The 25,007-nt window shown below is 75.6% G+C and carries 25 protein-coding genes; 8 read left to right on the top strand and 17 right to left on the bottom strand.

Translation table 11 applies throughout. The features are described 5' to 3' along the window. Window positions 1–98 precede the first annotated feature (98 nt). The 4 genes from BMZ50_RS21880 to BMZ50_RS21865 all read right to left on the bottom strand — a co-directional run bounded on the left by BMZ50_RS21880 (window position 99) and on the right by BMZ50_RS21865 (window position 4,617). A complete protein-coding gene (locus BMZ50_RS21880; RefSeq protein WP_091329493.1) occupies window positions 99–317 on the bottom strand; it encodes a hypothetical protein in 219 nt (72 codons plus the stop codon). Between the two features lie 85 nt (window positions 318–402). After that, the gene (locus BMZ50_RS21875) at window positions 403–2,778 is read right to left on the bottom strand and encodes a [protein-PII] uridylyltransferase (protein ID WP_091329491.1); all 2,376 of its coding nucleotides are present in this window, start codon (window positions 2,776–2,778) and stop codon (window positions 403–405) included. A gap of 145 nt (window positions 2,779–2,923) precedes the next feature. Continuing rightward, on the bottom strand, window positions 2,924–3,262 hold the full coding sequence (locus BMZ50_RS21870; protein WP_091329489.1) for a P-II family nitrogen regulator: 339 nt from the start codon (window positions 3,260–3,262) through the stop codon (window positions 2,924–2,926). Further along, a complete protein-coding gene (locus BMZ50_RS21865) occupies window positions 3,259–4,617 on the bottom strand; it encodes an ammonium transporter (protein ID WP_091329487.1) in 1,359 nt (452 codons plus the stop codon). Before BMZ50_RS21865 ends, BMZ50_RS21870 begins: the two co-directional genes overlap by 4 nt. A gap of 355 nt (window positions 4,618–4,972) precedes the next feature. Between BMZ50_RS21865 and BMZ50_RS21860 the strand changes: the two genes are divergently transcribed. Genes BMZ50_RS21860 through BMZ50_RS21850 form a run of 4 tightly spaced genes read left to right on the top strand, consistent with a single transcriptional unit; the run spans window position 4,973 to window position 7,521 of the window. Beyond that, a complete protein-coding gene (locus tag BMZ50_RS21860) occupies window positions 4,973–5,674 on the top strand; it encodes an energy-coupling factor ABC transporter permease (RefSeq protein ID WP_177212935.1) in 702 nt (233 codons plus the stop codon). Beyond that, window positions 5,671–5,997: a PDGLE domain-containing protein gene (locus BMZ50_RS24430; RefSeq protein ID WP_177212934.1), complete on the top strand. Its 327-nt coding sequence runs from the start codon at window positions 5,671–5,673 to the stop codon at window positions 5,995–5,997. Before BMZ50_RS21860 ends, BMZ50_RS24430 begins: the two co-directional genes overlap by 4 nt. A gap of 1 nt (window position 5,998) precedes the next feature. After that, window positions 5,999–6,781: a cobalt ECF transporter T component CbiQ gene (cbiQ, locus tag BMZ50_RS21855; protein WP_091329486.1), complete on the top strand. Its 783-nt coding sequence runs from the start codon at window positions 5,999–6,001 to the stop codon at window positions 6,779–6,781. Beyond that, a complete protein-coding gene (locus BMZ50_RS21850; protein ID WP_091329484.1) occupies window positions 6,778–7,521 on the top strand; it encodes an energy-coupling factor ABC transporter ATP-binding protein in 744 nt (247 codons plus the stop codon). The genes cbiQ and BMZ50_RS21850 overlap by 4 nt, the downstream gene beginning before the upstream one ends. A 63-nt stretch (window positions 7,522–7,584) precedes the next feature. On the opposite strand, the gene ftsY is transcribed toward BMZ50_RS21850, so the two are convergent. After that, a complete protein-coding gene (gene ftsY, locus BMZ50_RS21845) occupies window positions 7,585–8,814 on the bottom strand; it encodes a signal recognition particle-docking protein FtsY (RefSeq protein ID WP_091329483.1) in 1,230 nt (409 codons plus the stop codon). A gap of 71 nt (window positions 8,815–8,885) precedes the next feature. Between ftsY and BMZ50_RS21840 the strand changes: the two genes are divergently transcribed. Both BMZ50_RS21840 and BMZ50_RS21835 read left to right on the top strand, forming a co-directional pair. Continuing rightward, window positions 8,886–10,565 (top strand): alkaline phosphatase D family protein, encoded by a 1,680-nt coding sequence (locus BMZ50_RS21840; RefSeq protein ID WP_091329481.1) that lies wholly within the window; start codon window positions 8,886–8,888, stop codon window positions 10,563–10,565. Window positions 10,566–10,569: 4 nt separating this feature from the next. Further along, window positions 10,570–11,385 (top strand): endonuclease/exonuclease/phosphatase family protein, encoded by an 816-nt coding sequence (locus tag BMZ50_RS21835; RefSeq protein WP_091329479.1) that lies wholly within the window; start codon window positions 10,570–10,572, stop codon window positions 11,383–11,385. Between the two features lie 4 nt (window positions 11,386–11,389). Here the strand turns inward: BMZ50_RS21835 and smc are convergent, their stop codons facing one another. From smc to BMZ50_RS21775, 12 genes are all read right to left on the bottom strand, one after another. After that, window positions 11,390–14,962 (bottom strand): chromosome segregation protein SMC, encoded by a 3,573-nt coding sequence (gene smc, locus BMZ50_RS21830; protein WP_091329477.1) that lies wholly within the window; start codon window positions 14,960–14,962, stop codon window positions 11,390–11,392. Between the two features lie 88 nt (window positions 14,963–15,050). Beyond that, window positions 15,051–15,242, bottom strand: coding sequence for a hypothetical protein (locus BMZ50_RS21825; RefSeq protein ID WP_091329475.1), 192 nt, complete (start codon window positions 15,240–15,242; stop codon window positions 15,051–15,053). 149 nt (window positions 15,243–15,391) lie between these two features. Continuing rightward, a complete protein-coding gene (locus BMZ50_RS21820; protein WP_091329473.1) occupies window positions 15,392–15,664 on the bottom strand; it encodes an acylphosphatase in 273 nt (90 codons plus the stop codon). Window positions 15,665–15,687: 23 nt separating this feature from the next. Continuing rightward, window positions 15,688–16,566, bottom strand: a complete 879-nt coding sequence (mutM, locus tag BMZ50_RS21815; RefSeq protein ID WP_091329471.1) for a bifunctional DNA-formamidopyrimidine glycosylase/DNA-(apurinic or apyrimidinic site) lyase — start codon at window positions 16,564–16,566, stop codon at window positions 15,688–15,690. 6 nt (window positions 16,567–16,572) lie between these two features. After that, on the bottom strand, window positions 16,573–17,394 hold the full coding sequence (gene rnc, locus BMZ50_RS21810; RefSeq protein ID WP_091329469.1) for a ribonuclease III: 822 nt from the start codon (window positions 17,392–17,394) through the stop codon (window positions 16,573–16,575). Window positions 17,395–17,413: 19 nt separating this feature from the next. Beyond that, window positions 17,414–17,593, bottom strand: coding sequence for a 50S ribosomal protein L32 (gene rpmF / locus BMZ50_RS21805; protein WP_091329466.1), 180 nt, complete (start codon window positions 17,591–17,593; stop codon window positions 17,414–17,416). Window positions 17,594–17,595: 2 nt separating this feature from the next. Continuing rightward, on the bottom strand, window positions 17,596–18,219 hold the full coding sequence (locus BMZ50_RS21800) for a YceD family protein (protein WP_091329464.1): 624 nt from the start codon (window positions 18,217–18,219) through the stop codon (window positions 17,596–17,598). Window positions 18,220–18,386: 167 nt separating this feature from the next. Next, on the bottom strand, window positions 18,387–19,073 hold the full coding sequence (locus BMZ50_RS21795; RefSeq protein WP_091329462.1) for a hypothetical protein: 687 nt from the start codon (window positions 19,071–19,073) through the stop codon (window positions 18,387–18,389). Next, complete coding sequence (gene coaD, locus BMZ50_RS21790; RefSeq protein ID WP_091329460.1) at window positions 19,070–19,567, bottom strand: pantetheine-phosphate adenylyltransferase; 498 nt, start codon at window positions 19,565–19,567, stop codon at window positions 19,070–19,072. The genes BMZ50_RS21795 and coaD overlap by 4 nt, the downstream gene beginning before the upstream one ends. Continuing rightward, window positions 19,564–20,118 (bottom strand): 16S rRNA (guanine(966)-N(2))-methyltransferase RsmD, encoded by a 555-nt coding sequence (gene rsmD, locus BMZ50_RS21785; RefSeq protein ID WP_091329459.1) that lies wholly within the window; start codon window positions 20,116–20,118, stop codon window positions 19,564–19,566. The genes coaD and rsmD overlap by 4 nt, the downstream gene beginning before the upstream one ends. A gap of 64 nt (window positions 20,119–20,182) precedes the next feature. Further along, window positions 20,183–22,363: an ATP-dependent DNA helicase RecG gene (recG, locus tag BMZ50_RS21780; RefSeq protein ID WP_091329606.1), complete on the bottom strand. Its 2,181-nt coding sequence runs from the start codon at window positions 22,361–22,363 to the stop codon at window positions 20,183–20,185. Then, a complete protein-coding gene (locus tag BMZ50_RS21775) occupies window positions 22,363–24,006 on the bottom strand; it encodes a DAK2 domain-containing protein (RefSeq protein WP_091329457.1) in 1,644 nt (547 codons plus the stop codon). Before BMZ50_RS21775 ends, recG begins: the two co-directional genes overlap by 1 nt. 186 nt (window positions 24,007–24,192) lie before the next feature. On the opposite strand from BMZ50_RS21775, the gene rpmB reads away from it, so the two are divergent. Both rpmB and BMZ50_RS21765 read left to right on the top strand, forming a co-directional pair. Further along, entirely contained in the window at window positions 24,193–24,384 is a 192-nt protein-coding gene (gene rpmB, locus BMZ50_RS21770; RefSeq protein ID WP_091329455.1) for a 50S ribosomal protein L28, read from the top strand. A 256-nt stretch (window positions 24,385–24,640) separates the two neighbouring features. Next, on the top strand, window positions 24,641–25,007 hold a 367-nt coding region (locus BMZ50_RS21765), incomplete at its 3' end, for a transposase (RefSeq protein ID WP_143087254.1).

Raw genomic sequence — 25,007 nt, 5'->3', positions numbered from 1 at the left:
GACCGACGACACGGCACCGACACCCGGACCATCCCGGGGCCGTCGCGCCTCCTCCGTCCAGCGTAACGAGGTGGCGGCCGCAGGGGCCGATCCGCGACTCAGGCCGCGCGGCTGGCCGGCACCGCGACCACGGCGACCGGCGCACCGGAGACCACCGCCGTGCCGCAGTCCGCGCACGCCCACTCGGGGCACTCCCCGCCGTCCTCGGTGTGCCCGTCGAGGCACGGGGGCTGCACGAACCCGCGATCGTCCCCGCACGCCGGGCAGGGCCACACCCGGCCCTCGGCCGCTGCGATCTCGAAGGACCGGTCGCTCATGCGTACTCCTCCCACCGTCGGCGTGGGACTCTTCCGTCCCACTCCCGACCGACCGTGGCACGGGGTACCGACAGAACCGGGGACCTCAGCGCGGTGTGTTCCCCGGCGTGGGGTCCGGCACCGCCCCGCGGGTGGCGGCCACCAGGGCGGCCTCGACCCGCGCCCGCTGCTCGGCGTCGATCGGCGTCCCCGAGGGGTCGGAGACGTAGAAGTGGTCGGCGGCGTCGGCGCCGAGGGTCTCGATCCGCGCCGAGGTGACGTCCAGGCCCTCGGCGGCCAGGGCCGCGGTCAGCCGGTACAGCAGCCCGGCGCGGTCGCCGGCCCGGACCTCGACGATGCCGGTCTCCTCGCCGCTGGCCTCGCCGTCGTGCCACGAGATCCGGGGCGGGGCCGCGCGGGAGTCGTCCTGGCGGTAGTCGGCCTCCCGCTGCCGCAGCCGGGCTGCCAGCGGCAGGGTGCCCTCCAGCGCGGCCCGGACGGCGTCGGCCAGGATCGTCGGCACCGGCGCGCGGCCGAACCGAGGGCGGACGGCGAAGACCGCGACCGCCGAACCGCCCGCGACGTTGATCTTCGCCGCGCGGACGTCGAGCTGGTTGAGCGCGAGCACCCCCGCCAGGGCGCTGAACAGGCCGGGACGGTCGGGGGCGCCGATGGTGATCTGCTGGCCGTCGGCGACGTCCTCGATGCCGACCGTCACCCCGCCCGGGGCGCCGGGCAGGTCCATCGGGGCCGTGCTGACCTGCGGCGCGGCCGGGTGCAGCACCGGCCCGGGCTCGTGCGTGGGCACCGCCCCCAGCCTTCCCTGGACCCGGGCGACGAGGGCGGCCACCAGGTGCGCCTTCCACGGCGACCAGGCCGAGGTGCTCGTCGCCGCGCCGTCGGCCTGCGCCAGGGCGTGCAGCAGCTGCAGCAGCGCCGGGTCGTGCCCGATGGTGGCCGCGACCCGGTCGACGGTGGCCGGGTCGTCGATGTCCCGGCGCGTCGCGGTGTCGGGCAGGAGCAGGTGGTGGCGCACCATGGCGGCGACGGTCGCCACGTCCGGCGCGGAGAAGCCCATCCGGGTGGCGATCGCGGCCCCGATCGCCTCCCCCACCTCGCTGTGGTCGCCCGGCCAGCCCTTGCCGATGTCGTGCAGCAGCGCCCCGACCAGCAGCAGGTCGGGCCGGTCGACGTCCCGCGTCAGCTCGGCCGCGGCCGTGGCTGCCTCCACGAGGTGCCGGTCGACCGTGTACCGGTGCCACGGGTGGCGCTGGGGCAGCGAGCGCACCCGGTCCCACTCGGGCAGCAGCCGCGCCAGCAGCCCCTCCTGGTCCAGCTGCTCCAGCACGGGCACGGCCGAGCGGCCGCTGGCCAGCAGCCGGAGGAAGGACCAGCGCACCTCCGAGGGCCAGGGCTCGGGCACCGGCGGGGAGTGCACCGCGAGGACCTTGAGCGTGTACGGGGAGAGCAGCAGGTCGGCCCGGGCGGCGGCCGCGGCGCCGCGCAGCACCAGGCCGGGGTCGGTCGCCGGGGTGGCGTCGCGGGCGAGCACCACCTCCCCGCCCTGCCGCACCACGCCCTCGGCCAGCGGCTCACGGCGCACCCGCCGGTACCGGCCGCGCGGCCGGCGGACCAGCGCGGCCTCCACCCGCCGCCAGGTCTCGTCGGCGACGAAGGCCAGCCGCCGGCCGGCCAGGCTCACCTCACGCAACAGGGTGTCCTCGTCGGCCAGCCCGAGGGTGATCGCCACCGGCCGCTGCTCCTGGCGGACGAACACGTCGGTCGGCCGGCCCGAGCGCCGGCGCAGCTCGTCCCGGACGTCGAGCAGGAGGGTGTAGGCCGCTTCCGCCTCCGCCGGCGGCTCGTCGGCCAGCTGCGCGGCGGCCACCCCGCGCAGCACCTGTCCCTCGCGGAGCCCGCCGTAGGCCTCCTTCAGATCGGGCTCGAGGAGGAACGCGAGCTCGCCGACCTGCCGGGCACGCCCGCGGCGCAGGTCCCGCAGCTGGGGCAGCAGCCGGGACGCCGACTGCCGCCAGCTCCCCCGGGTGGCGGTGCGCAGCGCCGCGGCGAGGCCGGCGTCGCCGGCCACGAAGCGGGCGTCGAGCAGCCCCAGGCCGGCCTTGACGTCGGTCGAGGCGACCCCGACGGCCTCGGGGACGGTGCGCACCGAGTGGTCCAGCCGCAGCCCGGCGTCCCAGATCGGGTACCAGACGGCATCGGCGATCGCCGCGATCTCCGGCCGGCCGTCGTGGACGAGCACCAGGTCCAGGTCCCCGTACGGCGGGAGCTCGCCGCGTCCCAGGCTGCCGACTGCCACCAGCGCGACCCCGTCGGTGCCGGTGCGCGGCGGCTCCGCTCCCCGACGGCTGCGGGGCGGGGGCGTGCCCGCCACCGCGTCGGCCAGCAGGCCGGCGAGCCACTCGTCGAGGACCTCGCCCCGTCGCGCCCGCGACAGCGCAGGCAGCGACTCGGTGTCCAGCACGCATCCCCCTCGAGACGGATCGATCCTCGGAACGGTGTCGGCCGGGGTGGCAGGTCGCCCCACCTCCCCGGCCGACGGTCGTTCGGCCCCCTTGCGGGGTCCCGCCCCGAGCGTGCGAGGGGTGGGGGGCAAGGGGGTTCTTCCGCTACAGGGCGTCGGCGCCGCGCTCCCCGGTGCGGACGCGGACGATCTCGTCGATCGTCGTCACCCACACCTTGCCGTCGCCGATCTGCCCGGTGGAGGCGGCCTCGACGATCGCGTCCACGACCCGGGCGGCGTCGATCTCGCTGACGACGACCTCGATCCGGACCTTGGGGACGAAGTCCACCTGGTACTCCGCGCCGCGGTAGACCTCGGTGTGCCCGCGCTGCCGGCCGAAGCCCTGCACCTCGCTGACGGTGAGCCCGGCGATCCCGATCAGCTCGAGGGCGTTCTTGACGTCCTCCAGCTTGAACGGCTTGACGATGGCGGTGACGAGCTTCATGCCCGGACCCCTTCCGTGTTACGGGCCGTGTCCCTGCGCACCGGATCCTGGGCCTCGGCCCGCGACTGGCCGGTCGGTGACGCGGTGGAACCGCTGCTGCCCAGGGATGCGAAGTCGTATCCCGACTCGGCGTGGACGACCGTGTCGATGCCGGTGATCTCGTCCTCCTCGGGGAGTCGGAAGCCCATGGTCTTCTGGATGATCGTCCCAATGATCCAGGTGGCCACGAAGGAGACCACCAGCACGACCAGGGCGCCGACGACCTGACGCCACAGCTGGTCGACGCCGCCGCCGTAGAAGAGGCCGTCGACGCCCGCGGGCGCCTGGGCCGTGGCCAGGAAGCCGACCGCGATGGTGCCCCACAGGCCGCCGACCAGGTGGACGCCGACGACGTCGAGGGAGTCGTCGTAGCCCAGCCGGTACTTCAGGCCGACGGCGAGGGCGCAGACGGCGCCGGCGACCAGGCCGATGATGATCGCACCGATCGGCGAGACCGACGAGCAGGACGGCGTGATGGCGACCAGGCCGGCCACCACGCCCGAGGCGCCGCCCAGCGAGGTGGCGTGCCCGTCGCGCAGCTTCTCGGTGGCCAGCCAGCCCAGGACGGCGGCACCGGTGGCGACCAGGGTGTTCACCCAGACGACGGCGGCCGTGTTGTTGGCCGCCAGGGCCGAGCCGGAGTTGAAGCCGAACCAGCCGAACCACAGCAGGCCGGCACCGAGCATGACCAGCGGGAGGTTGTGCGGGCGCATCGCCTCCCGGCCGAAGCCGCGCCGCTTGCCGAGCACCAGGGCGAGGGCGAGCGCGGCGGCGCCGGCGTTGATGTGCACGGCCGTGCCACCGGCGAAGTCGATGGCCATCAGGTCGTTGGCGATCCACCCGCCCACGTGGCCGTCGGCGTCGAAGTCGAAGACCCAGTGCGCGATCGGGAAGTACACGACCGTGGCCCAGATCCCGGCGAAGACCATCCAGGCGCCGAACTTGGCGCGATCGGCGATGGCACCGGAGATCAGGGCGACGGTGATGATGGCGAAGACGGCCTGGAAGCCGACGAACGCCATCGTGGGCAGGCCGCCGTCCGCGCTGGTGAGGTCCTCCATCAGGCCGTTCAGGCCGAGGAACTCCGTCGGGCTGCCCAGCAGGCCGGCGCCCACGTCGTTGCCGAAGGCCAGCGAGTAGCCGTAGAGCACCCAGATGACGCTGATCAGCGCCATTGCGCCGAAGCTCATCATCATCATGTTCAGCACGCTCTTCGCGCGGACCATGCCGCCGTAGAAGAGCGCGAGGCCGGGAGTCATCAACAGCACGAGCGCCGCGCTGGTGAGGATCCAGGCGGTGTCGCCGGTGTTGACCACGGCAACCTCCTGAGGTGGGTCGTGGGCCGGTCGGCCGCATCGAGGCGCCCGCGCGCAGGTGCGCCGGGCTGAGCTGGGTGGGTCCGGCGCTCCCCGGCGGACTCTCCGGCGGGCGACGTGCCGTTGACAGTGCCGTCGCCCTGTTTCACCTGGCAGCACGCTGCTGTTTCCGGACGGTGAACTCCGGCCCGCGTGTCCGGCGCCCGTGTTCCATCCGTGTTGCGGAGCCCACGGGGGTGGCCGCCGTCACAGCGGGAGCGGCTTTGTTGCAAGGGATGGGCACCTGCAGGGCGTTTGCAATAAGGTCGCGGGCGAACGTGCCCCCGGCACCGACACGCCTTTCCGAGGAGGCAGCGTGCACGTCCCCGACGGGTTCCTCGACGCCCCGACGTCGCTGGCCACCGGCGCCGCCGCGGCGGGCGCCGTGGCCCTCGCCCTGCGCGGCGCGCGGCGCGAGCTGGACGAGCGCACCGCGCCCATGGCCGGCCTCACCGCGGCCTTCGTCTTCGCCGTGCAGATGGTCAACTTCCCCGTCGGCGCGGGCACCAGCGGGCACCTCATGGGCGGGGTGCTGACCGCGGTCCTCGTCGGGCCCTGGACGGCGGTGCTGTGCATGACCGTCGTCCTGCTCGTGCAGGCCCTGCTGTTCGCCGACGGAGGCCTGACCGCGCTCGGCACCAACGTGACGCTGCTGGGCGTGGTCGCCATCGTCGTCGGTTACGGCGTCTTCCGGCTGCTGAGCGCCGTGCTGCCCCGCACCCGGGGCGGGGTCCTGACCGCCGCCGGGGTCGGCGCGTTCCTGTCGGTGCCGGTGGCCGCGCTGGTGTTCGTCCTGCTGTTCGCCCTCGGCGCGATCGCCGACGTGCCGCTGGGCACGGTCGCCGCGGCGATGGTGGGGGTGCACGTGCTCATCGGGCTCGGCGAGGCGGCGATCACCGTGGCGGTGCTCGGCGCGGTGCTCGCCGTCCGGCCCGACCTGGTGCACGGCGCGGCCCGCCTGCGCCGCCCCGCCGACCTGGCCGGCCGCCCCGCGCCGGCCGAGGCGGTGACCCGATGACCGCCGCCCGCCGCTCGCGGCTGTTCTGGCTGATCGGTCTGGGCGTGACCCTCGTCGTCGCCGGGGTCATCAGCTGGTACGCCAGCTCCTCCCCCGACGGGCTGGAGTCGGCGGCGGAGCAGGCGGGCTTCCTCGGCACCGCCCGGGACAGCGCGGTCGCCGACTCCCCGCTGGCCGACTACGCCGTCGCCGGCGTGGGGTCCGAGCGGCTCTCCGGCGGGCTGGCCGGCGTCGTCGGGGTCGTGGTGACCCTGCTGCTCGCGGGCGGCCTCGCCCTGCTCCTCCGCCGTCGCGGCCGGGCACGCGCCGGTACCGGGGACTGAGGTGGGGGCCGGTCACGGCGGTGTCCTCGGTGCCGCCTACGTCGTCGGGTCCAGCCCGGTGCACCGGCTGGAGCCGCACCTGAAGCTGGTCGCCGTGCTGGGCTTCGCCCTCGTGGTGGTGGCCACCCCGGTGGCCGCCCCGTGGGCGTGGGGCGCCTATGCCGCATACCTGGCCCTCGTGCTCGGCGTCGCCGCGCTGGCGGGGGTCGGCCACCGGCGGCTGGCCCGGGGACTGGTCGTGGAGGTGCCCTTCGTCGCCTTCGCGCTGCTGCTGCCGGTCGTCTCGCAGGGGCCGCGGGTCGACGTCGCGGGGCTGTCCCTGTCGGTCAGCGGGCTGACCGCCGCGGGCGGGCTGCTGGCCAAGGCCACGCTGTCGGTCCTCGCCGCCACCGTGCTGGCCGCCACGACCGAGCCCCGGGCGCTGCTGCGCGGGCTGGAGCGGCTGCGGCTGCCCTCGCCCCTCGTCCAGATCCTGATGTTCATGTTCCGGTACGCCGACGTGGTGGGGGGCGAGCTGCGGCGCATGCGGGTGGCGCGCGAGTCCCGGGGCTTCCGGGGCCGCCACCTCGGGGCGCTGAAGGTGCTCGGCCCCGCCGCCGGCTCGCTGTTCATCCGCTCCTACGAGCGCGGCGAGCGGGTCCACCTGGCGATGCTGTCCCGCGGGTACGGCGGGCGGATGCCCGCCGGTCCGGCCGTCGCCGCGCCCGCGCAGGCGTGGCTGGCCGCCCTCGCGCTGCCGCTGGCCGCGGCGGCCGTGCTGGCATCTGGTCTGCTGCTCGGGTGACCGCACCGCCCTCCCTGCTCGTCGAGGACCTCGCCTTCGCCTATCCCGACGGGCACCAGGCCCTCTTCGGCGTCGATCTGCGCATCGAGCGCGGCGAGCGGGTCGCGCTGCTCGGGCCCAACGGCGCCGGCAAGACCACGCTCGTGCTGCACCTCAACGGCATCCTCCGCGGCGGCCGCGGGCAGGTCACGGTGGCCGGGCTGCCGGTCGGCCGGGACCACCTGCAGGAGATCCGGCGCCGGGTCGGCATCGTCTTCCAGGACCCCGACGACCAGCTGTTCATGCCGACCGTCGGCGAGGACGTCGCCTTCGGCCCGCGCAACCTCGGTCTGCCCGAGGAGGAGGTCGCCGCCCGGGTGGCCGAGGCGCTGGACCAGGTGGGGATGGCCGGCGTCGCGGACCGCCCGCCGCACCACCTGTCCTTCGGGCAGCGCCGCCGGGTCGCGGTGGCGACGGTGCTGTCGATGCACCCGGAGATCCTGGTGCTCGACGAACCGTCCTCCAACCTCGACCCGGCGGGGCGCCGGGAGCTGGCCGAGGTGCTCGAGTCGCTCCCGGTGACCGTGCTGATGGTCACCCACGACCTGCCCTACGCCCTGCAGCTGTGCCCCCGGTCGGTCGTCCTGGACGGCGGGGTGGTGGTGGCCGACGGGCCGACCCGCCGGCTGCTCGCCGACGCCGACCTGCTCGCCCGCCACCGGCTGGAGCTGCCCTACGGGTTCGCCCCCGACCGGGTCTGAGGCCCGGCCCCGTCCCGGGCACCGCCCCGAGCTCGCGAGGGGTGGGGAGGACGGGGTCCGCTTTCAGTTCGCGCTGCCGACCAGCCCCTCGGCGAACTCCTCTGCCTCGAAGGGCGCCAGGTCGTCGGCGCCCTCGCCGAGGCCGATGAGCTTCACCGGGATGCCCAGCTCGCGCTGCACCGAGATGACGATCCCGCCCTTGGCGGTGCCGTCGAGCTTGGTGAGGACGATGCCGGTCACGTCTACGGCCTCGGTGAACACCCGCGCCTGGATGACGCCGTTCTGCCCGGTGGTGGCGTCCAGGACGAGCAGCACCTCGGTGACCGGGGACTGCTTCTCCACGACCCGCTTGATCTTGCCCAGCTCGTCCATCAGGCCGCTCTTGGTGTGCAGGCGGCCGGCGGTGTCGACGACCACGGTGTCGACCTCGGCCTCGACCCCGGTGCGCGCGGCCTCGAAGGCCACCGACGCGGGGTCGGCCCCCTCCCGGCCGCGGACGGTGAGGACGCCGACCCGCTCGCCCCACGTCTCGAGCTGGTCGGCGGCGGCGGCCCGGAAGGTGTCGGCGGCGCCGAGCACGACGCTGCGGCCGTCCCCGACGAGCACGCGGGCGATCTTGCCGACCGTCGTCGTCTTGCCCGCGCCGTTGACGCCGACCACGAGCACGACGCCGGGCCGGCCGTCGTGCCGGTCGACGGCGAGGCTGCGGTCGAGGTCGGGGCCCAGGACGGCGGTCAGCTCACGGACCAGCAGCGCGCGGAGCTCCTCGCCCGACGCGGTGGCCAGCACCATCGCCTGGGTGCGCAGCCGCTCGACGATCTCGGTGGTGGCGGCGACGCCGACGTCGGCGGCCAGGAGCGTCTCCTCGATCTCCTCCCAGTCGTCCTCGGTGAGCCGCTCGCGGGCGAGCACGGTGAGCAGGCCGCGGCCCAGGGAGGACTGGGAGCGGGCGAGGCGGGAACGCAGCCGCACCAGCCGGCCCGCCGACGGCGGCGGGGTCTCGATGACCAGGCCGGGCTCCGGCTCGGCCGGCGGCAACGGGGCGGTCGGCTCGGGCGGCGCCTCGGGCTGCACGGTGTCGGGCTGCGCCTGCTCCGCCGGCGGGGCCCGCTCGGCGGGCGGGGCCGGCGCCGGGGGCGCGGATGGCTGGGGCGGGCGCGGCCGGGTCAGTGTGGTGCCGGCGGCGGCGTCCTCGTCCAGCCGGGTGGTGCGTCGGCCGCGGCCGACCAGCAGGCCGATCCCGAGGATCAGCCCGACGACGAGGATCGCGACTGCGATCAGCACGAACTCCATGCCGTCAGTCTCCCAGCAGCCGCATCACCGGGTCTGGGCGCAACACAGGTTCGTGGGCCAGGCTGGGCGGCATGCCGCTGCCCGGCCGGGACACCCCGGCGCTCCTTCTCGGTCCGCTGTTGCGGCACGTCGATCCCGTGTCGGCCACCCTCTGGGTGCAGACCGACCGGCCGTGCGAGGTCGAGGTGCTCGGCCGCCGCGCGCGCACGTTCTCCGTCGCCGGGCACTGCTACGCCCTGGTCCTCGTCGAGGGGCTGGAGCCGGGGAGCACCACCCCGTACGAGGTGCGGCTCGACGGTGAGCGGGTGTGGCCGGAGGCCGGGTCGCCGTTCCCGCCCAGCCGCATCCGCACACCGGGGCGGCCGGGCTCCTTCCGGATCGCCTTCGGCTCCTGCCGCTATGCCACCCCGAGCACCGTGAGCCCGGCCGACGGCATCCCCCCGGACGCGCTGGACACCTACGCCCTGGCGCTGGCCGCCCGCCCCGAGCAGGAGTGGCCCGACGCGCTCGTGCTGCTCGGCGACCAGATCTACGCCGACGAGCTGACCCCCGCGACCCGCCGGTGGCTGGCGCTGCGCCGGGGCGCCCCGGTGCCCGCGGATGGCGCGGTCGCGGACTTCGAGGAGTACACCCGCCTCTACACCGAGTCCTGGAGCGATCCCCAGGTGCGGTGGCTGCTGTCGACGATCCCGTCCTCGATGATCTTCGACGACCACGAGATCGTCGACGACTGGAACACCTCGGCGGCCTGGCGCCGGAAGGTGACCGCCCAGCGCTGGTGGCCGGGGCGGATCAGCGCCGGCCTGGTCAGCTACTGGGTCTACCAGCACCTGGGCAACCTCAGCCCGCAGGAGCTGGCCGCGAGCAAGACCTGGCGGGAGGTCCAGGAGAGCCCGGAGGACGCCGAGCCGGTGCTGCAGGCGATGGCGCGAGCCGCCGACACCGACCCCCGCTCGGTCCGGTGGAGCTACGTGCGGCACTGGGGAGCGGCCCGCCTGATCATGGTCGACAGCCGGGCCGGGCGGGTCCTGGACGAGCACGGACGGCGGATGCTCGACGACGAGGAGTTCGCCTGGGTCGAGGCCGCGATGCGCCGCGCCGTCGACGAGGGCGTGGAGCACCTGATCCTGGGCACCTCGCTGCCGTGGTTGCTGCCGCACGCCATCCACGAGCTCGAGCGGTGGAACGCGACGCTGTGCGCCCGCCATCTCGGCGGGCCGGTCGGCTGGCTGTCCGAGCAGGTGCGCGAGGCCGCCGACCTCGAGCACTGGGCGGCGTTCGAGGACTCCTTCGAGCGGCTGGGGCGGGCCCTGGTGGCCGTGGCCCGCGGGGAGCACGGCCGGGCGCCGGCGACCGCGCTGATCCTCTCCGGCGACGTCCACCACGCCTACGCCGCCGAGCTCGTGCGCCCCGGCGGGCTCGGCACCCGGGTCCACCAGCTGACGGTCTCCCCGCTGCACAACCAGGCACCGCACCCCATCCGGGTCGGCTTCCGGATCGGGTGGAGCCGCTGGGCCCGGCGGCTGACCACCGGCCTCGCCCGGCTGGCGCGGGTGCGGCGCAGCGAGCTGGACTGGGCGAAGGCCGCAGGCCCCTTCTTCGGGAACCAGCTCGGCGAGCTGGTCCTCGACGAGCGGCAGGCGCGGTACCGCCTGTACGTGTCCGAGCGCGACGGGACGGGACGGGAGCGGCTGCGCCAGGTCCTGGACTCCCCTCTCTCCGCGGCGGCCCCGACGGGGGTGGGAAGCTGAGGGGGTGACTGATGAACCGGGGAGAAGGCCGGCTCCCGGTCCCGACCAGCCACCCATCCCGGTCCGGCTGGTCACCTTCAACATCCACCACGGAGTCGGGGACGACGGCCGGCACGACCTCCCCCGGCTGGCCAAGCTGCTGGCGGCGGTGGACGCCGACCTGATCTGCCTGCAGGAGGTCGACCGGTACTTCGGCGGCCGCAGCGAGGACGTCGACCAGGCCCTGCTGCTGTCCCGGGCACTGGACCTGCAGCTGGCCTGGGGCCCGGCGATCGACGACGCCCGCGCGGACGAGCGGCTGCGCCGCCAGTACGGCAACGCCCTGCTGTCCCGGTTGCCGATCCTGGTCAGCGACGTCCACCAGCTGCCCGGGAGCGGCGAGCCGCGCAGCGCGCTGCGGACGATGGTGGAGCTCGACGGCGGTGCGCTCTGGGTGACCAACACGCACCTGACCACCGGCTCGGCCGGGGAGCGGGCGCTGCAGGCCGAGGCGGTCGCCGCGCTGCACACCGGGCCGATGGAGACCGGCGTCCTCGTCGGTGACTTCAACGCCGAGCCCGGCGCCTCGGAGCTCGGCGCCCTGCACGAGCGGTTCACCGACGCCTGGGAGCTGGCCCAGGACCGCGAGGACCAGTCGGGCTGGCGGTTCTGGCAGCACGCCGAGGGGCGGACCCACCCCGCGCGGCACCCGCACACGCGGATCGACCAGGTCTGGGTGTCCGAGGGCGTCACCGTGGCCGGCGCGCACGTCCTCGACGGCGCGGGCGCCTCCGACCACCTGCCCCTGGTCGTCGACCTCGAGGTCCGCTCCGGGGTCTGAACGATCAGGCGGAGGCGGGCTCGGCCTCCCGCAGCCGCTGGCTGATGACGCCGGTGATGCCGTCGCCGCGCATGCTCACCCCGTAGAGGGCGTCGGCGATCTCCATCGTCCGCTTCTGGTGGGTGATGATGATCAGCTGCGAGGTGGAGCGCAGCTGTTCGACGAGGGTGAGCAGCCGGCCGAGGTTGACGTCGTCGAGGGCCGCCTCGACCTCGTCGAGCACGTAGAACGGCGAGGGCCGGGCGCGGAAGATCGCCACCAGCAGCGCGACGGCGGTCAGCGAGCGTTCCCCGCCGGAGAGCAGCGAGAGCCGCTTGACCTTCTTGCCCGGCGGGCGGGCCTCGACCTCGACACCGGTGGTGAGCATGTTCTCCGGGTCGGTGAGGGTCAGCCGGCCGTGCCCGCCCGGGAAGAGGACGGCGAAGACCTGCTCGAACTCCCGCTGCACGTCGGCGAAGGCCGCGGCGAACACGTCGTGGATCCGCTCGTCGACCTCCCGGACGACGGTGAGCAGGTCCCGGCGGGTGGCCCGGAGGTCCTCCAGCTGGGTGGCCAGGAAGCCGTGCCGCTCCTCCAGCGCCGCGAACTCCTCCAGCGCCAGCGGGTTGACCTTCCCGAGCGTGGCCAGGTCGCGCTCGGCCTTCGCCGCCCGGCGCTCCTGCGCGGCGCGCTGGTAGGGCGCCGGCTCCGGCTCGGGCTCCCCCGCAGCCTCCGCGGCCGCCAGCTGGGCCGGGGTGGGCGGCACCGCCGCGGCCGGGCCGTACTCGGCGACCAGCGTCGGCAGGTCGACGCCGTACTCCTCGGCGGCCCGGGCCTCCAGCGTCTCGATCCGGTAGCGCTGCTCGGCGCGGGCGACCTCGTCCCGGTGCACCTCGTCGGTGAGCCGCTCCAGCTCGGCGGTGGCCGCGCGGACCCGGGTGCGCACCTCGAGCAGCTCGGCCTCCCGCGCGGTGCGCACCCGGGCCAGCTCGTCGCGCTCCGCGGCCGCGCGGGACAGGGAGTCGGCCAGGGCGGTGAGCGCGGCCTCGGCCCCGGCCCGGACGCGGGCGGCCACCTGCGCGCCCCGCTCCCGGGCGACGCGCGCGGCGGCGGCGCGCTCGCGCGCGGCCCGCTCCTGGCGGGCCTGCCGGCGCAGCGACTCGGCGCGGCCGGACAGCGCGCGGGCGCGCTCCTCGGCGGTGCGGACCGCCAGGCGCGCCTCGGTCTCGGCCTGCCGGGCAGCGGCGACCTCGGCGCGCAGCCGGTCCCGAGCGGCCGGGTCGGGTTCCTCCTCCACCGGCGCGGCCTCGGCCTCGGCCAGCCGCACCTCGAGCCCGGCGAGCGCGACCTGGGCCTGCTCGAGGGCCTGCTCGGCCCGCACCCGCGCGGCCGCGGAGCGCTCGGCCTCGGCGGCGGCCGAGCGCGCGGCCGCCCCCAGCTCGGCCAGCTGCGCGGCAGCCGCCGACCGGGTGCGGTCGGCGGCCTGCCGGGCGGCGAGGGCCGTGTCGACGTCTTCGGAGCGCGCGCGGGCGGTCTCGCGGGCGGCGGCGAGCCGGTCGGCCAGCTCCGCGGCGCCGGCGACCGCGGCGGCCAGTTCCCGCTCGGCCTCCTCGACCCGCGCGCGGACCTCCAGCCCGGACGGCGTGTTGGCCGAGCCGCCGGCCGACCAGTCGGCGCCGATCAGGTCGCCGTCAGCGGTGACCGCGCGGACGCGGGGATGGGCGCCGACCACGGCGACGGCGGCGGCGAGGTCCGGCACGACGGCGACCCGGTCCAGCGCGCGGGCCAGCGCCGGGCGCAACTCCTCGGGGGCGGTCACCAGGTCCAGGGCCCAGTGCGCCCCCTCGGGCAGCCCCGGCCACCCGTCGCGGGGCAGCGCGGGCAGACCGCCGGTGACCAGCAGGCCGGCCCGGCCGTGGTCGCCCTCCCGCAGGTGGGCCAGCGCGGCCGCCGCGGTGGCCGTCGTGTCGACGACGAGGGCGTCGGCCATCCCGGCGAGCGCGGCGGCGAGTGGCACCTCCGCGCCCGGCGCGACGGTGATCCGTTCCGTCACCGGGCCGAGCACCCCGGGCAGGGCGGCGGCCAGCACCGCCGCCGCGCCGTCGGCGGGCGCCAGTCCGAGCGCCAGCGCGTCCCGGCGGGCCTGCCAGGACGCGCGGTCGCGCTCGGCGGCACGCTCGGCCGCGGCCAGCTCCGTCACGGCCTTCGCGGCCTCGGCGTGCGCGGCGACCGCGTCCTGGTGCGCGGTGACCAGCGCGACGTCGGTGTCCTCCTGCCCGGCGACCGCCTCGCGCCGCTCGGCCAGCCGCTCGGCGGCGACGTCGGCGCGGTCGGCGGCCTCCCCGGCGGCAAGTGCCAGCCGTTCGATCTCGGCCTCCCCCGCCGCGACCCGGGAGCGGGCGGCGGCGACCTGCCCGGACAGCCGGGCCAGGCCCTCGCGGCGGTCGGCGAGCGCCCGCGCGGCGGCGACCCAGGCGCGCTCGGCCTCGGCGAGGGCCTTCTCCAGCTCGGCGCGGCCGGAGACCGCCGCGGCCAGCCGGCCGCGCTCGGCCTCCAGCCCGGCGGCGAGCTCGGCCTCGGTGGCGGCGACCCGGTCGGCCTCGGCCTCCAGCTGGTCGGGGTCGCGGCCCCCGGACGGGGCCGGCGGCGCGGCGGAGAGGTGCCGGTGCCGCTCGGCGGCCAGCTGGGCGATGCTGCGGAACCGCTCGGTGAGGGCGGAGAGCCGGTACCAGGTGTCCTGCGCCGCACCGAGCAGCGGCGCGTTGGCGGCGAGCTCGGCCTCCAGGGCCGACTCGCGGCGGGCCGCCTGCCCGAGCCGGCCCTCGACGACCGCGCGCTGCTGGCGGGCGGCGGTCTCGTCGGCGACGTCCTTGTCCAGGGCATCGCGCAGCTGCACCAGGTCGTCGGCGAGCAGCCGCAGCCGGGCGTCGCGCAGGTCGGCCTGCACACCGGCGGCCCGGCGGGCCACCTCGGCCTGCCGGCCCAGCGGCTTGAGCTGGCGGCGTAGCTCGGCGGTGAGGTCGGCCAGCCGGTCCAGGTTGGCCTGCATCGCGTCGAGCTTGCGGAGCGCCTTCTCCTTGCGCTTGCGGTGCTTCAGGACGCCGGCGGCCTCCTCGACGAAGGCCCGGCGGTCCTCGGGGCGGCCGGAGAGGACGGCGTCGAGTTGGCCCTGGCCCACGATGACGTGCATCTCACGGCCGATGCCGGAGTCGCTGAGCAGCTCCTGGACGTCGAGCAGCCGCACCTTGTCGCCGTTGATCTCGTACTCGCTCTCCCCGGAGCGGTACATGCGGCGGGTGATCGAGACCTCGGTGTACTCGATCGGGAGCGCGCCATCGGCGTTGTCGATGGTGAGCGTGACCTCGGCCCGGCCGAGCGCGGGGCGGCCGGCGGTGCCGGCGAAGATGACGTCCTCCATCTTGCCGCCGCGCAGGCTCTTGGCGCCCTGCTCGCCCAGGACCCAGGAGATCGCGTCGACGACGTTGGACTTGCCCGAACCGTTGGGGCCGACGACCGCGGTGATCCCCGGCTCGAGGCGGAGGGTCGTCGCGGACGCGAAGGACTTGAAGCCCTTGAGCGTCAGGCTCGACAGGTGCACGGGATGGGGACTCTAGCCCGGCGGGTGGCCCGCGCCCGGGACGTCAGGGGCGAGCGGGAGCGGTGGTGCCGGTGGTACGGAGAACGCCTCAGGCGAGCGCCGGCTCGGCGTTGTCGCCGGCGAGGCTGAGCAGCTCGTGCGCGATGGCGGCATCACGCTGAGCGCGGAGCTCGACCAGTTCCTGTTCCAGTCGGCGCACCTTCGCCCGCAGGACGGCGTTCTCCTCGGCTACTCGGAGCTCCGCGGGGGCGACGACGTAACCGAACAGGGCCTTCGCCATGGCAACAACGGCCTTTCGACTGCGTGATCTGATGACCTGCGCCCCGCGTGGCGGTCGGCGCGGTCTGGGTATCCCCAGGGTGACAGGCCCGCAGACGCAGGTCAACGCCCACTCTGCACACCCACCGTGTCGAGCATGTGTCGTGTTCGTCACTCTGTGGTGAACCCGGTACTCCCCCGTGCCGGTTCGTCACGAACCTGCACGTCACGGACCCCCCCGGGCGCGCCGGCGCCCCCGAGATCGGCGAGCACCGCGGCGACGGCGTCCGCCGGACCCTCGAGGACGACCTCGACCCGCCCGTCCGGCAGGTTGCGCGCGGACCCGGCCAGCCCGCCGGCCGCGGCCTGCTGCTGGACGAACCACCGGTAGCCCACGCCCTGCACGTGCCCGGAGACGAGGGCGACGGCGCGGCGGGTGCTCATGCCGCCGTTCTACAGCGTGGACCTCAGGAACGCCGCGCTCTCGGGCGCGGCTGGCAGGTCGGGCAGCTGTAGCTGGAGCGGTTCATGAACGACTCCCGGGTGATCGCCGTCCCGCACCGGGGGCAGGGCCGGTCGGCCTGCCCGTAGACGGCGAGGAACCGGGAGAAGTAGCCGCTCTGGCCGTTGACGTCGACGTAGAGGGAATCGAAGGATGTGCCCCCCTGCGCGAGCGCCTCGCCCAGCACGTCGCGGACGCCGTCGAGCAGGGCGTGGACCTGTACCCGGGTCAGCCGGTCGGTCGGGCGGGCGCCGTGCAGCCGGGCCCGCCACAGCGCCTCGTCGGCGTAGATGTTGCCGACGCCGCCGATGAGCGTCTGGTCCAGCAGCGCCCGCTTGACCTCGGTGCGCCGGCGGCGCAGGGCCGCGCTGAACCCGGCCTCGTCGAAGGTGTCGTCCAGGGGGTCGATGGCGATGTGCGCCAGGCGGGTCGGCAGCCCGCCGTCCTCCCCTGTCTCCTCCACGGCGAGCCCGCCGAAGGTGCGCTGGTCGACGAACCGCAGCTCGCGGCCGCCGTCGGTGAAGACGAACCGAGCGCGCAGGTGGGTCTCGTCGGGCTGGCTGGGCTTCTCCACCAGCAGCTGGCCGCTCATGCCCAGGTGCGCGACGAGAGCCTGACCGGAGGGGGCGCCGTCGGGTTCGGCCAGCGGCAGCCAGAGGTACTTGCCCCGGCGCCGGGCGGCGGTCAGGGTGCGGCCGGTCAGCGCGGCGATGAAATGGTCGGTGCCCTCCAGGTGCCGGCGCACCGCGCGCGGGTGGTGCACCTCGACGGCGGCGACCGTGCGGCCGGCGACCCAGCGCTCCAGGCCGCGCCGGACCACCTCGACCTCGGGCAGCTCGGGCACGGCAGATCAGCTCCCGGCGGCGGGATCGGCGTCGCTGGACACCGCGCGGCCGTCGGCGCCGTCGCCGGCCGACAACGCGTGCCAGGCGGCCTCGGCGGCCTCCTGCTCGGCGGCCTTCTTGGTGCGACCGGCGCCCCGGCCGCGCACGGCGTCACCGAGGACGACGGAAGCGGTGAAGGTCTTGGCGTGGTCGGGACCGTCGTCCTCGACCACGTACATGGGGGCGCCCAGGCCGAGTGCGGCGCCGAGCTCCTGGAGGCTGGTCTTCCAGTCGAGTCCGGCGCCGCGGGTGGCGGCCTGGTCCAGGAGCGGGTCGAAGAGCCGGTGCACGATCCCGGCGGCGGCGTCCAGGCCGATGCCGATGTGGACCGCGCCGATGAGCGCCTCCAGCGCGTCGGCGAGGATGGAGTCCTTCTCCCGCCCGCCGGTGGTCTCCTCACCGCGGCCGAGCAGCAGGTGCGGGCCCAGCCCGCCGGCGCCGAGCCGGCGCGCCACGCCCGCCAGCGAGGTCATGTTGACCACGGAGGCGCGCAGCTTGGCCAGCCGGCCCTCGGGCAGCTCGGGGTGACGGCGGTAGAGCTCGTCGGTCACCACCAGGCCGAGCACCGAGTCGCCGAGGAACTCCAGGCGCTCGTTGGTGGGCAGGCCCCCGTGCTCGTAGGCGTAGGAGCGGTGGGTCAGGGCCAACGCGAGCAGGCCGCCCGGCAGCACGACGCCCAGGGCGTCGTGCAGCCAGGCGGCCGCGCGGTCGGCGTGGGCCGCCCCGGCCGGGGAACGATCGGTGGGCCCGCCCTGCACGGGCCGGGCGCCGCTGGCCGGGGTCCCCACGGCGAGTCGACTCAGGAGATCAGACCGAGAGGACCTGACGGCCCTCGTACTGGCCGCAGTTCGGGCACGCCTGGTGCGGCGGCTTGAGCTCGCCGCAGGCCCGGTTCGGGCACGGCGCCAGCGTGGGGGCGCTCGCCTTCCACTGCGAGCGGCGCGAGCGGGTGTTGGCGCGGGACATCTTCCGCTTCGGGACAGCCACGGTCAGTTCTCCTCTGGGTTGTCCGCATCGGGGGTGCCCGGTGCGGAAGCGAATCGGCCGGTGAGCCCGGCCCAGCGCGGGTCGACCACCTCGTGGGCGTGGTCGGGCGGGAGGTCGTCGAGGCGCTGGCCGCAGTCGACGCACAGGCCCGCGCAGTCCTCGGTGCAGGTCGGCGTCAGTGGCAGGCCGAGGACGACGAGGTCGCGGACCATCGGCTCGAGGTCGAGGTGGTCGCCCTCGACCCGCCGGACCTCGTCCTCCTCACTGGTGGCCTCGGTGGTGCTGCCCTCGTAGGCGAACAGCTCCTGGACGTCGAGGGTGAAGCTGTCCTCGATCGGCTCCAGGCACCGCGCGCACGAGCCGACGACGGGGACCTCGACCTCCCCCGACACCAGCACGCCCTCCATCACCGACTCCAGCCGCAACCGCAGGTGCAGCGGGGCGCCCTCGGCGACGGCCATGAGTTCCACCCGCCAGTCCGCGGGCGCCGGCAGCGTCCGGTCCAGCTCCTTGAGCGAGCCGGCCCGTCGGCCGAGCTCGCGCAGTTCCACGCGCCAGGGGTTGGCGGCGGGACGCCGGGCGTCGGAGGACGCGGCGTTCGGGCGGGGCGGCGGAGCGGCAGACATGTCAGTACTCGCGGTAGGCAGTGGGAGGGCGGCCGGCCGGGGCGAACCCCAGGCATTCGGACCGACCCGTCGAGACTACCCGATCCGTCCACGGCACCGTCCGGCCCGGCGGTGGCCCCCTCAGGGTCCCGCCGTGAGCCTGTGAACGGCGGGGGACGGGGGTCCTTTCACTCGCGCAGGGCGGAGCGGGCCTTCTCGACCGAGCGGAGCATCCGCTCGAGGGTGGTGCCGAAGTCGGCCAGCCGGGTGTCGACGTAGTCGTCGACCTCGGTGCGCATCCGGGCCACGTCGGTGGCGGTCTGTGCGCCGAGCTCGTCGGCCCGGGCCACCGCACCGCGGTAGACCTCGGTCTCGGTGATCAGCCGCTCGTGCTCGGCCTGCGCCGCGGCGAGCAGCTCGGCCTGCTGCGCCTGGGCGTCGGCGATCAGCGCCTCGTGGCGCTGGCGGGCCTCCTCGACGATCCGCTCGGCCTCCTCCTCGGCCTGCGCGAGCAGGTCCTCGGCCTGGGCCTGGGCCCGGGCGAGCAGCTCGTCGCGCTGCCGGCGCGCGGTACCCAGGATCTCCTCCCGCTGCCGCCGGGCCTGCCCGACGACCTGCTCGCTCTCGCTGCGGATGCGCCCGGTGAGCCGCTCGGCCTCGGCCTGCGCCTGCTGGAGGATCTCGGTGCGCTGCTCGACGATCGCGCCGGCCTTGTGCACCTCCTCGGGGAGGTTCTCCCGGAGGTCGTCGAGCAGGTCCAGCAGGTGGTCGCGCGGGACCATGCAGGAGCCGGACATCGGCACGCTGCGGGCGTTCTCGATGACGGTGCTGAGCTCGTCGACGGTCTCGTAGAGCCGGTAGACCACCTCGGTCATGCGGTGTCCCCCCTCGCGGTCTGCTCCCGGTGGGCCAGCAGCCGCGCGTGGACGGCCTTGGGCACCAGGCTGGAGACGTCACCTCCGAAGGTGGCGATCTGCTTGACCAGGCTCGAGGAGAGGTGACCCACCTGCGGTGCGGTGGGGACGAACAGCGTCTCGATCCCGGCGAGCTCCCGGTTCATCTGCGCCATCTGCAGCTCGTACTCGAAGTCACTGACCGCCCGCAGGCCCTTGACGATCACCGGGATGTCGTGGGCGCGGCAGTAGTCGACCAGGAGCCCCTGGAAGCTGTCGACGGTCACGTTGGGCAGGTGCGCGACGGCGTCGCGCAGCAGCTCCATGCGCTCCTCGACGGAGAACAGCCCGGCCTTGCCCGGGTTGACGAGGACGGCGACGACGAGCTCGTCGTACAGCGACGCCGCACGGTTGATCACGTCGACGTGACCGTTGGTGACCGGGTCGAAGGAACCGGGGCAGACCGCACGCCTCACGGACAGCGACCGTACCGGAGGACCGCCTCGCCGTAGCGCCGATCGCGAAGCCCGACGAGGGGTGTCGGCCACGCCCAGGGCTCCTCCCGGCTGGACCGCTCGACCACCACGACGGCGTCCTCGGCCAGCCACCCGCCGGCGACCAGGGCCTCCAGCACGGCCAGCACCTCGCTGACGGGCGTGGCGTAGGGCGGGTCGGCGAGCACCAGGTCGAACCGCGCCGGCGGGGGGCCGGCCACCACGCCGGGCACCGAACCGGCGAGCACCCGCCCGCCCGGCAGCCCGACCGCGGCCAGGTTGTCCCGGAGGACCGGCAGCACCCGGGGCCCGGACTCGACGAACAGCACGCTCTCCGCCCCGCGGCTGAGCGCCTCCAGGCCCAGGGCGCCGGACCCGGCGTAGAGGTCCAGCACGGTGGCGCCGTCCAGGTCGAGCAGCGTGGAGAGGCTGTTGAACAGCCCCTCCCGCGCCCGGTCGCCGGTGGGCCGGACACCCGACGGGGGGACCTTGAGCCGGCGTCCGCCCGCGACCCCGGAGATCAATCTGGTCATGCCCTCGGCACCGTCCGCAGGCTCGCCCCGAGCCTGCGAGGGGTGAGGAGGACGGGGTCCTTCCTCACGCCTTCTCCAGGTACTGGGCGCGCTCGTCGGTCGCCAGCGCGGCGACCTCCGCGGCCAGCCCGGGGTGGTCGGCCAGGCCGCGCTCGGTGGCCAGCAGCGCGGTGGCCTCCGCGCGCGCCTCGGCGATGAGCTGCTCGTCCTCCAGCAGGGACAGCAGCTTGATGCCCGAGCGGCGGCCGGACTGGGCCGCGCCCAGCACGTCACCCTCGCGGCGGGTCTCGAGGTCGAGCCGGGCGAGCTCGAAGCCGTCGGAGGTGCCGGCGACCGCGGCCAGGCGCTGGCCGGTGGCCGAGGCGGTGGGCGCCTCGGAGACCAGCAGGCAGAGCCCCTCGTGCCTGCCGCGGGCGACCCGCCCGCGCAGCTGGTGCAGCTGGCTGACGCCGAACCGGTCGGCGTCCATGACCACCATCACGGTGGCGTTGGGCACGTCGACCCCGACCTCGACGACGGTGGTGGCCACCAGGACGTCGATCTCGCCGCCGGCGAACGCCCGCATCCGGGCCTCCTTGTCCTCCGGCGTCAGCCGGCCGTGCAGCACCTCGATGCGCAGCCCGGCCAGCGGCCCCTCCCGCAGGCCCTCGGCGACGTCGAGCACCGCCAGCGGCGGGCGGCGGTCCGAGGTCTCCTCCCCCGGTGCGCCGTCGGCGTCCTCCGGCTCCTCCTCGCCCCCGGCGTCCTCACCGATGCGGGGGCAGACGACGTAGGCCTGCCGCCCGGCCGCGACCTCCTCACGCAGCCGGGTCCAGGCGCGGTCGAGCCAGGTCGGCTTCTCCCGCGCCGGGACCACCGAGCTCTTCACGCCGCCGCGGCCGCTGGGCAGCTGGCGCAGCGTGGAGGTCTCCAGGTCGCCGTAGACGGTCATCGCCACGGTGCGCGGGATGGGGGTGGCGGTCATGACGAGCACGTGCGGCGGCCGGCTCCCCTTGGCACGGAGGGCGTCGCGCTGCTCCACGCCGAAGCGGTGCTGCTCGTCGACGACGACCAGGCCGAGGTCGGCGAACTCCACGCCCTCCTGCAGCAGCGCGTGGGTGCCGATGACGATGCCCGCGCTGCCGTCGGCCACCGCGGCGCGGGCCTCCCGGCGGGCGGCGGCCTTGAGCGAGCCGGTGAGCAGCACCACCCGGGTGCCGGCCGGATCGCCGTCGAGCTCACCGGCGCGCCCCAGCGGGCCGAGCATCGCGGAGATGCCCCGCGCGTGCTGGGCGGCGAGCACCTCGGTGGGCGCCAGCAGCGCCGCCTGCCCCCCGGCGTCGACGACCTGGGCCATGGCCCGCAGCGCGACGACGGTCTTGCCGGAGCCGACCTCGCCCTGCAGCAGCCGGTGCATGGGCAGCTCGCGGGCCAGCTCGGCCGACAGCTCCTCCCCCACCGCCCGCTGGCCGTCGGTCAGGTCGAAGGGCAGGGCAGCGTCGACGGCGTCCAGCAGCCCGCCGCTCCTCCCCGGCCGGGCGATCCCCGGCTCCAGCGCGGCGGCGCGACGGCGGGCGGCGAGGGTCAGCTGCAGGATGAGCGCCTCGTCCCACTTGAGCCGGTGCTCGGCGTGCTCGACGTCCTCGGCGGTGGTCGGGCGGTGGATGTCGAGCAGGGCGGCCGGGAGGCTGGGCAGGCCGTACCGGGCCCGGAGCTCGGCCGGCAGCGGGTCCTCGACGAAGCCGAAGCCCCCCGAGGCGTCGAGCAGCAGCTTGACCGACCGCTGGATGACCCAGCTGGACACGTCCTTGCTCGCCGGGTAGATCGGGATGAGCGCGCGCGCCCAGTCCTCGTCGTCGTCCCCGGTCATCAGGTGGCAGTCGGGGTGGGCGAACTGCAGCCTGTTGCGGTACTCGCCGACGGTGCCGGCGAACAGCCCCCACGCGCCCGGGACCAGCCGGGCGTGGCGGTGGTTGAAGAAGACCAGCTTCATCGTGCCGGCGCCGTCCCCGACGGTCACCTCGGTCAGCGTGCCGGGCCGGTTGCGCATCTTGCGGCTGTCCACGGAGCGGACCTGGGCGAGGACGGTGACCCGGTCGCCGACCTGGAGGTCCTCCAGCCGGGTCACCTCGCCGCGGCGGGCGTAGCGCCGGGGGTAGTGGCGCAGCAGGTCCCGGACGGTGTGCAGGGACAGCTGCTCGGCCATCGCCTTGGCGGTCTTGGCCCCGAGCACCCGGTCGAGCCGGGTCGACATGTCGACGGCCATCACTCCACCCCGACCTGGAGCGGGAGGCCGCCCGGGCCCCCGTCGTAGCGGGTGACCTCCACCGTGGGGTGGGCGGACCCGAGGTGCGCGCAGACGGCGTCGCCGAGGGCGGTGTCGGTGCCGACGACCAGCGTGACCAGCTCGCCGCCGGCCGAGAGCATCCGGTCGAGCAGCTCGCAGGCGACCGCGGCCGGCTCCCCCCCGATCAGCAGCACGTCACCCTCGGCCGAGCCCAGGACGTCACCGGGCCGGCAGAGCCCGGCGCTGGTCAGTGCCTCCTGCTCGGCCCTGGTCACCTCGGCCCACCGGGTCGCCGCGGCCGCCTCGGCCATCGCGATGACGTCGTCGTCGAACCGCCGGGACGGGTCGGCGACCGCGATCGCGGCCAGCCCCTGCACCGGGGAGCGGGTGGGCACGACGAAGACGTCGCGGCCCTCCTCCCGGGCCCGCTCGGCGGCGCGGGAGGCCGCCGCGGTCAGGGCCGGGTCGTTGGGGAGGACGACGACGCCGGCGGCCGCCGAGCCGATGATCTCCGCCAGGACGTCGTCCTCGGTGACGCCGTCCTCGCCGCAGGTGACCACCCGGACGCCCTCGCCGGTGAACAGCTGTGCCACCCCGGCGCTGGGGACGACCGCCACGATCGCCCGCGCGTCGGGGACCGGGGCGGGCGGCCGGACGGGCGCGAGCGGCGTCACCGAGATCCGGTGGGGCCGGCCGGCCTCGATGCCGGCCTCGATGGCCGCACCGACGTCGAGGGTGTGCACGTGCACGTTCCACTCCCGGCCGGCGGGGGTGTCCACGCCCACGATCACGAGGCTGTCGCCGAGGCGGGCGAGCCGTTCCTGGAGCCGCGCGACGGCGGCCTCGTCGCTGTCGGCCAGCAGGTACTGCACCTCGCTGCCGGGGCCCGGCGGCGGCTGGTGCGGGAGGTCCCCACCGTGCTGGTGGTGGCCGTGGTGGTGGTGAGGGCCGGCCGGCCGGTGCACCAGCGGCGGCCGGGCCGGCTCGGTGCCGGTCACGGTGGTCACCAGCGCGTCGAGGACCAGGCACAGCCCCGCGCCACCGGCGTCGACCACTCCTGCGTCGCGGAGGGCGGCGAGCTGCCCGGGCGTCGCCTCGAGGGCCGCCCGGGCACCGTCGGCCGCCGCGCGGACGACGGCGGCGAGCTCGGTACCGCCCGCGGCCACCGCGGCGGCCGCGGCCTCCCCGCCGGCCCGGGCGACGGTGAGGAACGTCCCCTCCTCGGGGTCGGCGACGGCCGCGTAGGCGGCGTCGGCGGCCTTCTGCAGCGCGGCCGCGAACGCGGGGCCGTCGGCCGGGCCGGCGTCGGCGAGCTGGTCGGCGAGGCCGCGCAGGAGCTGGGCGATGATCGTCCCGGAGTTGCCGCGGGCACCGAGCACCGCGCCCCGGGCCAGCACCGTCCACGCCGACTCGGCCGCCTCGTCCAGCGCGGCCTCGTCCAGCGCGGCCTCGTCCAGCGCGGCCTGGGCGGCCTGGACGGTGAGCAGCAGGTTGGTCCCGGTGTCCCCGTCGGGCACCGGGAAGACGTTCAGGTCGTCGAGCCGGCCCCGGGACTCGGACAGCGCCGAGACCGCGGCCCGGCACCACTGACCGACCGCGGCGTCGTCGAGCGCCGGCAGCACGGCCGGAGGGTACCCAGGCGCGGTGACATCGCCGGGACCGCGGCCGGGCGATCGGGGGTCGAGGAACCGGATCCGGCGACCTCCGCGACGGCGACGACGAGAAGCGGTTAGACTGCTCAACGGTCTGTATGCGGTCGCGTTCCGTGCACCGCCGTCTGTGAACGATTCTTCTGGGAGTGATCCGCCGTGGCTGCCGTGTGCGATGTCTGTGGCAAGGGGCCCGGTTTCGGTATGTCGGTGTCGCACTCGCACCGCCGCACGCCGCGCCGTTGGAACCCGAACATCCAGTCCGTGCGGGCGTTGATCGCCCCCGGTAACCGTCGCCGGATCAACGCGTGCACCTCGTGCATCCGCGCCGGCAAGGTCGTCCGCGGCTGACACCCGGGGCTGATCGGCCCCACCTCACCTCCCGGCTCCGGCCGGGCGCAACCCCGGAGGTCCCCGGACCTCCGGGGTTCTTCGCGTTGCCCGGAGTCCCTGCGGTCTTCCCGGCCGGCACCGCGGCCGCGTGCCGTTCCGGCTCCGCCACCGGGCCTCGGACGAGCGGCCCGGCAGCTAGACGAGTAAGAAGACGTTTCGTAAGTAGGTCGTCGGGCTCTGTCGGCCCGTAAAGAACCGGCGCAGGCTGCGGGTCGTGTCGTCGCCGGTGTCTTCCCCGCCACCACGGTTGATCAGTGACGAGCTGTGGTCGCTGGTCGAACCGCTGATCCCACCGCAGAAGCCGGCGATCCACGGGCGCGCCGGCCGGCCGCGCACCGGCGACCGGGAGGTGCTGGAGGGGATCGCCTTCGTGCTCTCCACCGGCATCGGCTGGACCAAGCTGCCCACCGAACTCGGCTACGGCTCGGGGGTGACGTGCTGGCGGCGGATGCGCGAGTGGGCCCAGGCCGATGTCTTCGACCGACTCCACCAGGCCGTGTTGGACCGGCTGGGTGAGCAGGGCCGGCTGGACTGGTCGCGGGCCAGCCTGGACTCGGTCAGCGTCCGGGCCAAAAGGGGGG

The sequence above is a fragment of the Geodermatophilus ruber genome, assembly GCF_900114385.1.
Lineage (GTDB): Bacteria > Actinomycetota > Actinomycetes > Mycobacteriales > Geodermatophilaceae > Geodermatophilus > Geodermatophilus ruber.
This window is presented reverse-complemented; position numbering and strand designations above follow the sequence as displayed.